This window comes from Streptomyces griseoruber, assembly GCF_001514205.1.
GTDB lineage: Bacteria > Actinomycetota > Actinomycetes > Streptomycetales > Streptomycetaceae > Streptomyces > Streptomyces griseoruber.
Genome location: NZ_KQ948765.1, coordinates 329,477 through 341,285, shown reverse-complemented (window position 1 = coordinate 341,285; position 11,809 = coordinate 329,477). Strand labels below are relative to the sequence as shown.

At 73.3% G+C, this 11,809-nt stretch carries 13 protein-coding genes; 5 read left to right on the top strand and 8 right to left on the bottom strand.

The window, feature by feature from the left end:
* Nucleotides 1-136: 136 nt before the first annotated feature.
* Complete coding sequence (locus tag AQJ64_RS09835; protein WP_055635986.1) at nt 137-1,129, bottom strand: helix-turn-helix domain-containing protein; 993 nt, start codon at nt 1,127-1,129, stop codon at nt 137-139.
* Between the two features lie 78 nt (nt 1,130-1,207).
* Here AQJ64_RS09835 and AQJ64_RS09830 point away from each other — a divergent pair, with 78 nt between their 5' ends.
* Entirely contained in the window at nt 1,208-1,537 is a 330-nt protein-coding gene (locus AQJ64_RS09830; RefSeq protein ID WP_055635987.1) for a hypothetical protein, read from the top strand.
* Nucleotides 1,538-1,727: 190 nt separating this feature from the next.
* On the opposite strand, the gene AQJ64_RS09825 is transcribed toward AQJ64_RS09830, so the two are convergent.
* Both AQJ64_RS09825 and AQJ64_RS09820 read right to left on the bottom strand, forming a co-directional pair.
* Nucleotides 1,728-2,393, bottom strand: coding sequence for a helix-turn-helix transcriptional regulator (locus AQJ64_RS09825; protein ID WP_055635988.1), 666 nt, complete (start codon nt 2,391-2,393; stop codon nt 1,728-1,730).
* 83 nt (nt 2,394-2,476) lie between these two features.
* Nucleotides 2,477-3,451 carry an alpha/beta hydrolase gene (locus tag AQJ64_RS09820; protein WP_055635989.1) on the bottom strand — a complete coding sequence of 325 codons (975 nt, stop codon included), beginning with the start codon at nt 3,449-3,451 and terminating at the stop codon, nt 2,477-2,479.
* 180 nt (nt 3,452-3,631) lie between these two features.
* Between AQJ64_RS09820 and AQJ64_RS51685 the strand changes: the two genes are divergently transcribed.
* Nucleotides 3,632-4,297: a TerC family protein gene (locus AQJ64_RS51685; RefSeq protein ID WP_055635990.1), complete on the top strand. Its 666-nt coding sequence runs from the start codon at nt 3,632-3,634 to the stop codon at nt 4,295-4,297.
* On the opposite strand, the gene AQJ64_RS09810 is transcribed toward AQJ64_RS51685, so the two are convergent.
* Both AQJ64_RS09810 and AQJ64_RS09805 read right to left on the bottom strand, forming a co-directional pair.
* Nucleotides 4,194-5,150 carry an FkbM family methyltransferase gene (locus AQJ64_RS09810; protein WP_244902643.1) on the bottom strand — a complete coding sequence of 319 codons (957 nt, stop codon included), beginning with the start codon at nt 5,148-5,150 and terminating at the stop codon, nt 4,194-4,196. The genes AQJ64_RS51685 and AQJ64_RS09810 overlap by 104 nt on opposite strands.
* A gap of 230 nt (nt 5,151-5,380) precedes the next feature.
* Complete coding sequence (locus AQJ64_RS09805; RefSeq protein WP_055635992.1) at nt 5,381-5,941, bottom strand: NAD(P)H-dependent oxidoreductase; 561 nt, start codon at nt 5,939-5,941, stop codon at nt 5,381-5,383.
* 115 nt (nt 5,942-6,056) lie between these two features.
* Here AQJ64_RS09805 and AQJ64_RS09800 point away from each other — a divergent pair, with 115 nt between their 5' ends.
* Nucleotides 6,057-6,710 carry a TetR/AcrR family transcriptional regulator gene (locus AQJ64_RS09800; protein ID WP_055635993.1) on the top strand — a complete coding sequence of 218 codons (654 nt, stop codon included), beginning with the start codon at nt 6,057-6,059 and terminating at the stop codon, nt 6,708-6,710.
* A gap of 19 nt (nt 6,711-6,729) precedes the next feature.
* Here AQJ64_RS09800 and AQJ64_RS09795 read toward each other — a convergent pair whose 3' ends face one another.
* Nucleotides 6,730-7,860: an FAD-dependent oxidoreductase gene (locus AQJ64_RS09795; protein WP_055635994.1), complete on the bottom strand. Its 1,131-nt coding sequence runs from the start codon at nt 7,858-7,860 to the stop codon at nt 6,730-6,732.
* A 16-nt stretch (nt 7,861-7,876) separates the two neighbouring features.
* Complete coding sequence (locus AQJ64_RS09790; protein ID WP_055635995.1) at nt 7,877-8,551, bottom strand: TetR/AcrR family transcriptional regulator; 675 nt, start codon at nt 8,549-8,551, stop codon at nt 7,877-7,879.
* A gap of 153 nt (nt 8,552-8,704) precedes the next feature.
* Here AQJ64_RS09790 and AQJ64_RS09785 point away from each other — a divergent pair, with 153 nt between their 5' ends.
* Together AQJ64_RS09785 and AQJ64_RS09780 are read left to right on the top strand one after the other, a co-directional pair.
* Nucleotides 8,705-9,754, top strand: a complete 1,050-nt coding sequence (locus AQJ64_RS09785) for a LacI family DNA-binding transcriptional regulator (protein ID WP_099054032.1) — start codon at nt 8,705-8,707, stop codon at nt 9,752-9,754.
* 109 nt (nt 9,755-9,863) lie between these two features.
* Nucleotides 9,864-11,309: a benzaldehyde dehydrogenase gene (locus tag AQJ64_RS09780; RefSeq protein WP_055635998.1), complete on the top strand. Its 1,446-nt coding sequence runs from the start codon at nt 9,864-9,866 to the stop codon at nt 11,307-11,309.
* Between the two features lie 3 nt (nt 11,310-11,312).
* Here the strand turns inward: AQJ64_RS09780 and trxA are convergent, their stop codons facing one another.
* Nucleotides 11,313-11,693, bottom strand: a complete 381-nt coding sequence (trxA, locus tag AQJ64_RS09775; RefSeq protein ID WP_055635999.1) for a thioredoxin — start codon at nt 11,691-11,693, stop codon at nt 11,313-11,315.
* Nucleotides 11,694-11,809: the final 116 nt, after the last annotated feature.

The window sequence follows — 11,809 nt, the reverse complement described above, 5'->3', positions numbered from 1 at the left end:
GCGGTCGATCCCGATTCTGCGCCGCACCGGCAGCGCGGCGCGTCGTCCGGACGGCCCCGATGCCGGGCGTCCGATGGAACCCGCGTTCAACCGATCGGTTGAACGCGCTCGGAGAGGAGTGGGGACAGGAGTGGCTCTACGACCGTGTCAGGCGCCGTGTCGTCAGCGCGAGGTGCAGCCGGAGCCGGCCCTGTGGGGTGCGCACCGGCCAGCCCAGCAGATGCTCGGCGTGGGTCAGCCGGTCCTGGAGCGTGGAGTGGTGCACGTTCGCCTCGGCGGCGGCCGCCCGCAGACTCGCCGTCGCGACGACGGCGTACAGCGTGGTGAGCAGCCAGGGCGCGTCCGCGGCGGCCGCCTCCAGCGTCTGGACGTCCGGTGGCGGTTCGGCCCCCGGCAGGACGACATCGGCGAGCAGGGCGATCCCGCCCAGTTCGTCGGCGTACACCACCCGGGGCCCGGGATCCTGCGCCGTTCCCTCGGCGGTGAACCTCAGTGCGGTGCGGGCGGCGGCCCAGGAGCGGGGGAGGTCCAGGACGGGGACGGCGGAGCCGACGCCGGTCCGCAGGCCCGCGGCCTCCGTGACCGGGCCCTCGGCGGCGATCACCCGGGGCCGTCCGGACGGTGTGGCGAGGGCGCGGGCGGCGGCCAGCGGGTCGAGGCCGAGCCGCCGGGCCGCGTGCAGCCGGGCCGGTTCGCCGGCCGTGGCGTCCAGCAGCGTCTCGACCAGGGCGGGATCGTCGAGCGGGGCCCGCCCCCGGGTGCGGTCGAGGACCAGCCGCGCCGCTCCGGCGGCCCGCTCCAGGATCACCGCGTCGACCACGCTGGGCGCCGCCCCCGCGCGTTCCAGCCACAGCGCGGGCGCGCCCTCGGCCGTCAGCGCCGCGGACGGCCACTCCGGGTCCGGCGGCAGGTCCGAGTCCCGTCGGGTGCCGTCCGCCTCGACCCGTACCCGTACCCGCCGCTCGGCGTCGACCAGCCGCGCGGGCACCCCGGCGAGTACGGCGGCCCCGCGCACCAGCGCCTCCACCCCGGCCCGGGCCTCGGCCAGCCGGTCGAAGTAGGCGATCACCCGCACGGCGGCACCCGCGTCCGGGTCCAGCGCGGTCAGGCGCCCGGCCAGCTCTTTCATACGGCCATCATGCGCCACGCGCACGCCGGTGAGGAGAGCCGAGGAGCGCGGGACCGCCGCTCGTGATCAAGATCGCGCATGGCCGGTCGGATCCGTTCGCGCGGGGAGAGGGGCGAGAAGGCCACGGCCCCGACGCATGTGGCCGGCGTCATCCATCGCCGGCGCGTCGTCGGCCTCGGCTCCGCCGACCGGGCGGCGAAGGCGATCCGGCACGTCGAGGAGCACGGCGCCCGGGACGGGACCGGCGGCATCGATCCACGCGCCGGTCCCGTCGAGGTCGGTCCACGCGCCGGTCCTGTCGAGGTCGGGCGCCGCGCGGGTCCCGTCGAGGTCGCACACCGGACGCACATGAATACGGCCTCGCTCACGGTCCGCGCGAGCATGCTGGAGAAGGGTGCGCTCCCGTAGACGGCCGCCGATCCGCCGATGACGCGGCGCCCCGCCGGAGGAGACACTGTCGGGGTGTGACCTGGCTGATCGAGGTGCGGGCTATGACCGGTCAGGAGAGCTGCGGCCCCGACGCCACCCGCGCGGGCCGCTGTGCGCCCGAACAGGGCAGTGTGGGTCGGCTCGGGAGCACGGGTTGGTGTCCGCGGGGTCAGTGGTCGTCCGGGCCGGAGGCGTTCCGGGTGAGGCTTCCGTTGAGCCAGGCGGCGGCGAGTTCCCTGCGGGAGCGGGAACCGGTGCGCTGGAACAGTCGTGTCAGGCGCTGTTCCACGGTTTTGGGGCTGCAGGCGAGTTCTGCGGCGATCTGCCGGTTGCTCGCGCCGTCACTGACCCTGCGCACGAGTCTGATGTCGAGTTCGGTCAGCTCCCTGCGGGCTTGGCGGAGTCTCGGTACGGGGATGTCGCGGTGCTGTGCGGCACGGGTGACGGCGGTGCGGAAGGGGCGCCCCAGGCCGAGGGTGTGGGCGTTGCGTATGGCTTCGGTCAGCCAGCGCCGGGGGTCGTCGGCGAGGTGCGTCAGGCACAGGCCGGAGATGACGCTCAGGTGGACGTCGCCCCGGTGCTGGATCGAGCGGTGGGCGGTCAGCGCGCTGTCCGCGTCGTGATGTGCGATGCCGCGTGCGAGGAGGAGGGCTTCGTGGGTCATGGGTGTGGCTGCCTCCTCGTGCAGGGTTTCCAGTTCCTCCAGGGTCTGCTGGACCGTCTGCGGCCGGTCGTGCAGGGCGGCGAGCGACAGGATGCGCAGCAGCAGCCGTTCGGTACCGGCGAGCTGGCCGTTCTTTCGGGCTTGCTGCGCGTCGTGCCAGCCCCCCTCCACTCGCTCGGCTCCGGCGTCGGCTCATTCGGTGCTGGAGCGGGTCCGTTCGGCCTTGGCGCCCGCCCCCTCGGCCCGGAGCAGGTCTACTCGGCGAGGAGCCGTCGCAGCCAGTCCAGGTGGGCCGCCCGGGCCGACCTGGACAGCGTCGCCTGGGGGGCGAAGCCGTCGAAGCCGTGGAAGCCGCCCGGCCACACATGCAGCTCGGCCACTCCGCCCGCCTGCCAGATCCGCGAGGCGTAGGCGACGACCTCGTCCCGGAAGGTCTCCGCGGAGCCGACGTCGAGGAAGGCCGGGGGCAGCCCGGACAGGTCCTCGGCGCGGGCCGGCGCGGCGTACGGGGAGACGTCCGGGCCGCCGCGCTGCTCGCCGAGCAGGGCGCCCCAGCCGGTCTCGTTGGCCGTGCGGTCCCACACGCCGAGGCCCGCCATCTGGTGGGAGGAGACCGTGTCGTTGCGGTCGTCCAGCATCGGGCACAACAGCAGCTGGCCGATCGGCCGCGGGCCGCCCCGGTCGCGCAGCAGCAGGGCGAGCGCCGCGCTGAGCCCGCCGCCCGCGCTGGTGCCGGCGATCACGATCCGCTCCGGGTCCCCGCCCAGCTCCTTGGCGTGCTCCGCCGTCCACAGCAGGCCGGCGTACACGTCCTCGACGGGCGCCGGGTGCGGGTGCTCCGGCGCCAGCCGGTACTCCACGGACACCACGACCAGGTCCAGTTCCCGCGCCCAGTCCAGGGCCACGTCGACGCCGACCCGGTTGTTGCCGATGACCATGCCGCCGCCGTGCACGTGATAGACGACCGGCCGCGGCCGGTCGGGGGCCGGAGCGGTCGGGCGGCAGATCAGCAGCGAGATCTCGGGGGCGCCCTCGGGTCCCGGCACGGACCGGTCCTCGACCTCGAAGGCCCCGCCCGCGGTCAGGTCCAGGTCGGCGAGCAGCGCGATGCCCGGCCCCTGACGGACGGTCTCGATGTCCTCGGGGGCCATCCCGGGCTGGATCACCTCCTTGATCAGCTCCAGCGCGGCGGCGAGCTCGGGGTCGAACGGCGGCGGAACGGATGTCATGGCTTCTCCTCACAAGAGAACGCGGCGGCTCATGGGGACATGATTCAGCCGTCCGCCGCCGTCAGGAGCACCGCCGTCCGGCGGAACCTCCCCGCCATCCGGCGGGTGACACACTCCACGGCCCCGGCGCCCTGAGGGAGACAACGATGTCGGGACCCCACAGGCACCAGGAGTACCACCGTGAACGTCTCTCTCGCCGTCTGGCTGCTGACCCTCGCGGCCCTCTGCGCCCTGGTCGGCGTGGACTTCCTCGTCGGACGCACGCCCCATGACGTCTCGGTGAAGGAGGCCGGGACCTGGACGATCGTCTGGGTCGTCCTGGCCTGTCTGTTCGGTCTCGGGCTGTTCCTGTTCGGCGGGGGCGGGCCTACCGGCCAGTTCTTCGCCGGGTACATCACGGAGAAGTCGCTGAGCGTCGACAACCTCTTCGTCTTCGTCCTGATCATGGGGAAGTTCGCGGTGCCCTCGCAGTACCAGCAGCGGGTGCTCATGGTGGGCGTGCTGACGGCGCTGGTGCTGCACGCACTGCGCGAGTCCGGGGTGCACGTCCCCGAGATCGGCATCCCGTTCTCCCTCGGCTTCATCGTGCTCGTCCTCACGATCACGACGATCAGCAGCCTGCGGGCGGCCGCGGCGGTGTGGTCGGTTGCCGACTCCCCGTGCGCGGCTGCGTTCGCGCGGGAGGGGACCGCATCGCGTCGACACCCTCCTCCGCCGTGCAGCCGCACCCGCCGGCCACGGCCTAGGCGGCCCCCTCGGGGGCCGACGTCGCGCGCATCATCACGCAGTCGAACTCGATCACGCGGCCGGTGGTCGCCTCGCGGGTCACCGGGTACATGCCGGTGATGCCGAAGCCCTCCGCCTCGTACGCGGCGACGGCCTCGCTCATCGTGGGGCTGCCCTCGTACAGCCGCAGGCAGGCGACCTCGGACTGCATGCCCACGAAGTCCGCGACGCGCTTGCCGGCCCCGGCGAACACCTCCAGGTCGTAGCCCTGGGTGTCCATCTTCAGGTACGGGACGGGGTCGGCGAGACCCGCCAGCGCCTCGTCCATCACCTCGTCGAGCCGGCGGATGCGGATCTCCTCGGTGTCGGACTTCTTGAACCGGCTGTAGCGGCCCTTGCCGTAGTCGCTGGGCGGCAGCAGGGAGTTCATGGTCAGCCAGCTCTTGTGGATCTCCGCGGTCGTCTCCTCGCGGCCCAGTCCGCACTGGTGGACCTGCCAGTCGGGGTCGTTCTCGGCGGCCTTCGCCAGCCGGGCGAACGTCTCCGAGGTCGGTTCGAAGGACACGATCCGGCCGGTGTACCCGGCCTTGCGCAGCCGCTTGGCGTACTGGCCGGTGTTGGCGCCGACGTCGAAGACGCAGTTCACGCCGTACAGCTCGAGCATGGCGGTCACATGCTGGACGCACAGGTATTCGGCAGCGGAAAGCTGGATCCTGCGCTCGTCCTGGTGCTCCGGGTCCTCTATCAGGAGCACGGCCCCGGTGTCGCCGAGCGGTACGACCCCCTGCTCGGCGACCGCCGTCCGCGCGCCGCCGCGGGTGCGCCGCAGGACCCAGGTGTCCTTGTCGACACCGGTCACCCGGTACGGGCCGCCGCGCCGGGAGAGGACCTTCGTGCCCGCGTCCACGTCGGTCACCTCGTAGGGTCCGCCCCGCCGGGACACCACCGCCGCCCCCGGGCCGAGATCGGTCACCTGAACACCCACATGGGGCATCAGCCGGAGCAGTCGTCGAAAAAGGGTCTGCATCCTCCAGCCTTATCAGACCGTACGGGCGGCGGTCTGCGGGTTGAACGACTTTGGACGCGGTGGCGACGTACCGGAAACACGGACGTACCGGAAACTCGGGGGACACGGCGAGGGGCCGCGGCAACCGTGCCGCGGCCCCCTGGTGGCGTGTCCTGCGCCGGGGTTCGTCCCCGTGATCAGGCGGCGACCTCGCCCGCGGTGCCGTGCAGCCGGGCCACGACCTCGGTCAGCTGGGCGGCGACCTCGGCGTCGTCGGACGGGTGGGTCTCGGCGAAGCGGGTCAGCGAGCCCGGGATGGAGAGCTTGACGTCCTCGAGGACCTTGCCGCCGGCGATGCCCACGGCCTTGCGGGCCTCGTCCTGCGCCCATACGCCGCCGAACTGGCCGAACGCGGTGCCGACCACGGCGACGGGCTTGCCGCCGAAGGCGCCGGCGCCGTACGGGCGGGACAGCCAGTCGATGGCGTTCTTCAGGACGGCCGGGATCGTGCCGTTGTACTCGGGGGAGAAGAGCAGGAACGCGTCGGCGGCCTGGGCGGCCTCACGCAGCTTGGCGGCGGCGGCCGGGACGCTGCCCTCGACGTCGAGGTCCTCGTTGTAGAAGGGGATCTCGGCCAGACCCTCGAAGAGCTCGACCTCGGCGCCCTCGGGAGCGACCTTGACGGCCGCCTCGGCGAGCTGGCGGTTGGTCGAACCGGCGCGGAGGCTGCCGACGAGCGCGAGGATGCGGACAGACATGGGAACTCCCAGGGGCTGAAACATGGCGTTTACGATCCGGACCTAGGTCCGCTTAAGTTCTAGCACCCTAAACGGACCGTGGTCCAGTTTCATTCCGGTGCTTTACGCTGAGTTCATGTCCAGCCTTCTGCCGCCCTGTCCGGAACCCGAGGAGAAGATCGGAGAGCCCCAGCAACTGATCCAGCTGGGGGCCGCCGGCGACGAGCCGTGTCTGCGCGCGGACGCGGCCCGCAACCGTGCGCGGCTGCTGGACGCCGCCGCCCGGCTGATCGCCGAGCACGGCGCGGCCGGGGTGACGATGGAGGCGGTGGCCGCGGCCGCCAACGTGGGCAAGGGCACGGTCTTCCGGCGCTTCGGCGACCGCACCGGTCTGCTGATGGCGCTGCTCGACCACGCGGAGCAGAAGATGCAGGCCGCGTTCCTCGGCGGGCCCCCGCCGCTCGGACCGGGCGCGCCGCCCGTGGAGCGGCTGCGGGCCTTCGGTATCGCCCTGCTGCGCCGCCTCGCCGGTGAACTGGACCTGCAACTGGCGGCCGAGGCCGCCGCGGACCGCCGCTACGCGGTGCCCGCCCGTCGCGTCCAGCACAGCCATGTGGTGCTGCTGCTGCGCCAGACACTGCCCCATGCCGACCACGAACTCCTGGCCCACACCCTGATGGGCTACCTCAACCCGGTCCTGGTCCACCATCTGACCCGGCAGTGCGGGGTGCCCATGGCCCGGCTGGAGAACGGGTGGAACGATCTGGTGGACCGGATCACGGCAGCCTGAGCCGCGTTCCGGTGGCGGCTCAGCCGAACGCGGCGAACGCCTCGACCAGGCCCTGCGGGGCGTCCGCGCGGAACAGCAGGACACCGCCGCGGGCCGACTCGGTGGCCGAGCGCTCGCTGCGCGGGAACAGCTTCTCCTCGTAGGCGGTGAGCGCGGCCTCGGTGTCGCCGGGGTGGGCCACGAGCGCGAGGCCCAGTTCGGCCCCGTCGAGCAGGGCGAGGTTGGCGCCCTCGCCCGCGAACGGCGACATCAGGTGCGCGGCGTCGCCGAGGAGGGTGACGCCCGGGACGCGCTGCCAGCGGTGCCCGGCCGGCAGGGCGTGGATGCGGCGCGGCACGAGGGGGCCGTCGGCGTCCGCGACCAGCGCCCGCAGGCTCTCGTCCCAGTCCGTGAAGTGCTCCAGGACCGCTTCCCGCGCCGCCTCGGTGTCGGTGAAGTCGATGCCGTCGAGCCAGTCCTCGGGGGCCTCGATCGCGGCGTACACATGGAGGCCGCCGTCGGTCTCGCGGTGCGCGAGGAAGCCGCGGCCGGCGCCGAGCGCGAACAGCATGCCGCCGCCGACGACCCCGGCGCTGACCGGATGCCGTACGTCCGCCTCCCGGAGATCGGCCTCGACGAACGAGACGCCGGTGTAGACGGGCCGGGCGTCGGAGAGCAGCGGGCGGATCCTCGACCAGGCCCCGTCGGCGCCGACCAGCAGATCCGTGGTGAAGGTGCGCCCGTCGGCGAGCGTCACCTCGTGCCGGCCGTCGCCCAGCGGGCGGGCGCCGGTGACCTTGGCGCCCCAGCGGACCGCGCCCTCGGGCAGGGAGCCGAGCAGCAGGGCGCGCAGGTCGCCGCGGTCGATCTCGGGGCGGCCGCCGCCGTCGTCCGTCTGCTCCATGCGCACCACCGCGTCCTGGTCGAGGACGCGCAGGGCCTCGCCGCCCCGGTGGGTGAGCGAGCGGAACGCCTCGTGCAGACCGGCGGCGCGCAGGGCCTCCTGGCCGGAGTCGTCGTGGATGTCGAGCATGCCGCCCTGGGTGCGGGCGGCGGGGGAGGCGTCCAGGTCGAAGACGGCCGCCCGGACGCCGTGCACGTGCAGGACACGGGCCAGGGTGAGGCCGCCGAGGCCGGCGCCGACGACCGCGACGGGGTGGTGGGTGGTCATGGTGAACTCCTCGGGGTCACGCGGGTACGGCGGTCCGCTCGATGCCGGTGATCAGCACCCGGAGCGCCCACGACAGCCGGTCCTCGGGCGAGCCGCCCGACAGCAGGTGCCCGGCGTGCGCGGCGAGGTGCGGGCGATCGTGTGCCGACGCCTCGGACACGGCGCGGCGCAGGGCGTCCCAGTCCTCCTCGGGCGCCTCGTCGACATGCTCGGCGGCCGTCGCGGTGGGCAGTTGCAGCAGCACGTCGACGCCCCAGGCGGCCTGTGCGGGCGGCACCCCGCCCTCGGCGAGCAGGGCCAGCAGGGTCTCGATCAGATGCAGATAGTGCGGGCCGCTCGGCCGGGCGGTGAGCGCCGAGCGGGCGAGGCTCGGGTGCGCGAAGAGCATGCGGGCGTAGGCCATGAGCACCTGCTCCAGCCGCTCCCGCCAGCTCCCCTCCCCGGTGGCCGGCCCGACCGTGCCCAGCAGTTCGTCCAGCACCGCCGCGTGCAGTTCGGCGGTGTTGCGGACGTACACGTACAGCGAGGCCGGGCCGGTGTCGAGCTCCTGGGCCAGGCGCCGCATGGTCACCTTCTCCAGGCCTTCGGCGCGCAGCACCGCCACCGCGGCGGCGACGATGCCCTCCCTGCTCAGGGCGGGCTTGGCGGGCCGTTCGCGGCGGCTGCGGGGGGTGTCGGGGCGTGCTGTCACGCGTCGAGCGTAACGAACATGTTCGTTGCGAACAAGTTCGTGATGAACATGTTCGGTCGGCTGCGGCTCGTACCGATGGCCCCTGCAATTATTTGATGCTGCATCAAAATGGGGCATCCCCCGCCCGAAAGCCCGTCCACAGCTTCTGCCAAGATGCCGTACGTCATGGTGCAGATACCCAACACGCCCGCGCCGACGAAGCCGCCGGCGCCGCGCCCCGTGCCCACGAGCGCCGACGTGGCCCGTCTGGCCGGAGTCTCGCGCGCGACCGTCTCCTACGTGCTGAACAACACCAGCGCCGTACGCATCAGTGAGCCCACCCGCCGCCGGGTCCACGAGGCCGCGAGGGAACTGGGGTACGTGCCGCACGCGGCCGCCCGCAGCCTGCGCGCCGGACACAGCCGGGTCGTCCTGATGCCCACCCTGCCCGTCCCGGCCGGCCCCCTCTACAGCCAGTTCGTGCACGACTTCCAGGGCGCCCTCAGCCGCCTCGACTACACCGTCGTCCAGTACGGCACCTCCGGACTGCGCGGCGACGACGCGGCCCGGGCCTGGGCCGAACTGCGGCCGGTCGCCGTGCTCGTGCCCACCCCCGGCATCGGTCCGGAGGGCGTCGCCGTCCTCAAACGGTCCGGTGCGCGGGCCGTGGTCACCCTGAGTCCCGTGCCCGTCGAGGGCGCCCACGCGCTGCTCCTGGACCATGCCCGCGTCGGCCAGAGCGCCGCCGAGCATCTGCACGCGCGGGGCAGACGGCGGATCGGCGTCGTCGTGCCCGAGGAGCCCGGCATGGAGATCTTCTCCGGGCCCCGGCTGACCGGCGCCCGCGAGGCCCTGCGCGGCACCGACGCCACCGTCGTCGAACTGCGCCTCGCCTACACCCAGAAGTCCGCCGCCGCCCTCGCCGCCCGCTGGGCCGACCTGGGCCTGGACGCCGTGTTCGCCTACAACGACGAGTACGCGATGCTGCTGATGCGGGCCCTGACGGACGCGGGGGTGCGGATCCCCGAGGACACGGCCGTCATCGGCGCCGACGACCTGATGCTGGGCCGGCTGCTGCGGCCTACGCTGAGCACCGTGCGCATCGCGCTGCCCTCCGGCAGCGAACTCGCGGCACTGGTCGACCGGGCGGTGCGCAACCCCGGCGCGGAGCCCGAGTCGCACCCCCTGTCCGGCGCAACTGTGGTGCACCGCGAGTCCAGTTGATCCGTGGAGGGTGCGCCCGAGCGGAACTGGCTGTTAAATGCTCAACTAGATGGGACGTGTGCGCCCCCTGAGCAGTGCGTCCCGCGGGTCACCGATCGGAGAGCCATCCATGCCGCTGCTCGACCCCCAGACCTGGCAGAGTTCGCAGTCCCGCGCCCTGACGGGCCCGCGGCACACCGTCACCGAGCCCGCCACCGGTGACCCGCTCGGCACCGTCGTGCTGGCCTCCGCCGCCGACGTGGCCCCGGCCGCCGAGGCCGCCCGCGCCGCCCAGGGCGAATGGGCCCGCCTCCCGCACTTCGTCCGCGCCGGGGTGCTGCGCAGGGCCGGCGACCTGTTCGCCGCGCACGCCGACGAGCTGCGCGACTGGCTCGTCCGCGAGTCCGGCTCCATCCCGGGCAAGGCCGACTTCGAACTGCACGTCGCCGCCCAGGAGTGCTACGAGGCCGCCGCCCTCGCCTCCCGTCCGGCCGGCCAGGTGCTGCCCAGCGAGGCGCCCAGGCTGTCGTACACCCGGCGGATCCCGGTCGGCGTGGTCGGCGTGATCTCCCCGTTCAACGCCCCGCTGATCCTCTCCATCCGCTCCGTCGCGCCCGCCCTCGCGCTCGGCAACGGGGTCGTCCTCAAGCCCGACCCGCGCACGGCGGTCTGCGGTGGGCTCTCGCTGGCCGCCGTCTTCGCCGAGGCGGGCCTTCCGGCGGGCCTCCTCCAGGTGCTGCCCGGCGGCGCCGAGACGGGCGCCGCCCTGGTCGCCGACCCGCGCGTGCCGGTCATCTCCTTCACCGGCTCCACCGCCGCGGGCCGCGCGGTCGGCGAGGCCGCCGGACGCCACCTCAAGCGCGCCCATCTGGAACTCGGCGGGAACTCCGCCCTGATCGTGCTGGAGGACGCCGACCTCGACGCGGTGATCTCCACCGCCGCCTGGGGCTCGTTCTTCCACCAGGGCCAGATCTGCATGACCACCGGCCGTCACCTGGTCCACGCCTCGCTCTACGAGGAGTACGTCGAACGGCTCGCCGCCAAGGCCGAGTCCCTGGCCGTCGGCGACCCGCACCGCGCCCAGGTCCACCTCGGTCCGCTCATCGACCGGGGCCAGCTCACCAAGGTGCACGGCCTGGTGGAGGCCAGCACGGCCGCCGGTGCGAAACTCGCCGCGGGCGGCACCCACGAGGACCTCTTCTACCGGCCGACCGTCCTCGCCGGCGTCGACGAGACGACCCCCGCCTACGCGGAGGAGGTCTTCGGCCCCGTTGCCCCCGTCCGCTCCTTCACCACCCCCGACGAGGCCGCCGCGCTCGCCGCCCACAGCGCCTACGGCCTCTCCCTGGGCATCGTCACCCGTGACGCCGCCCGTGGCCTGGACCTCGCCGAACGCATCCCCACCGGCATCGTCCACATCAACGACCAGACGGTGAACGACGAGGCCGTGGCCCCCTTCGGAGGTGTCGCCGCCTCCGGCACCGGCGCCCGCTTCGGCGGCGAGGCCAACGTGGAGGCCTTCACCGACCTGCGCTGGACGACGGTGCGCGGCGACGTGGCGCCCTACCCGTTCTGAGGCCTACTGGTCGGCCTTGGCCGCCTGCTGCTCCGCCACCGACTTGCGGACCTCGTCCATGTCGAGCTTGCGCGCCTGCCCGATCACGTCCGCGAGGGCGGCCTCGGGCAGCGCGCCCGGCTGGGCGAACACGGCGACCCGGTCACGGACGATCATCAGTGTGGGGATCGACTGGATACCGAAGGCCGCGGCCAGCTCCGGCTGCGCCTCGGTGTCCACCTTGCCGAACACCAGGTCCGGGTTGTCCTGCGCGGCCTTCTCGTACACCGGCGCGAACTGACGGCACGGGCCGCACCAGGCCGCCCAGAAGTCGATCAGGACGAAGTCGTTGTCCGTGACCGTCTGGTCGAAGTTCTCCTTGGTGAGCTCCACGGTGCTGCTCATGGCCTGAAACCTTCTTCCTGGTGTGGGGCTTCCCGGTGTCGGGTGAAACCGTCCGCACAACACGGCCGGACGATCGCGTATTCCGCGCCCCTACCCGTGTGGCCACCGCGCACACC

Bases quoted from the DNA above. Each gene is read 5' to 3' on its own strand.
- AQJ64_RS09835 (WP_055635986.1), bottom strand. From the start codon at position 1,129: ATGAAAGAGCTGGCCGGGCGCCTGACCGCGCTGGACCCGGACGCGGGT.
- AQJ64_RS09830 (WP_055635987.1), top strand. From the start codon at position 1,208: ATGGCCGGTCGGATCCGTTCGCGCGGGGAGAGGGGCGAGAAGGCCACG.
- AQJ64_RS09820 (WP_055635989.1), bottom strand. From the start codon at position 3,451: ATGACATCCGTTCCGCCGCCGTTCGACCCCGAGCTCGCCGCCGCGCTG.
- AQJ64_RS09805 (WP_055635992.1), bottom strand. From the start codon at position 5,941: ATGTCTGTCCGCATCCTCGCGCTCGTCGGCAGCCTCCGCGCCGGTTCG.
- AQJ64_RS09800 (WP_055635993.1), top strand. From the start codon at position 6,057: ATGTCCAGCCTTCTGCCGCCCTGTCCGGAACCCGAGGAGAAGATCGGA.
- AQJ64_RS09795 (WP_055635994.1), bottom strand. From the start codon at position 7,860: ATGACCACCCACCACCCCGTCGCGGTCGTCGGCGCCGGCCTCGGCGGC.
- AQJ64_RS09785 (WP_099054032.1), top strand. From the start codon at position 8,705: ATGCCGTACGTCATGGTGCAGATACCCAACACGCCCGCGCCGACGAAG.
- AQJ64_RS09780 (WP_055635998.1), top strand. From the start codon at position 9,864: ATGCCGCTGCTCGACCCCCAGACCTGGCAGAGTTCGCAGTCCCGCGCC.
- trxA (WP_055635999.1), bottom strand. From the start codon at position 11,693: ATGAGCAGCACCGTGGAGCTCACCAAGGAGAACTTCGACCAGACGGTC.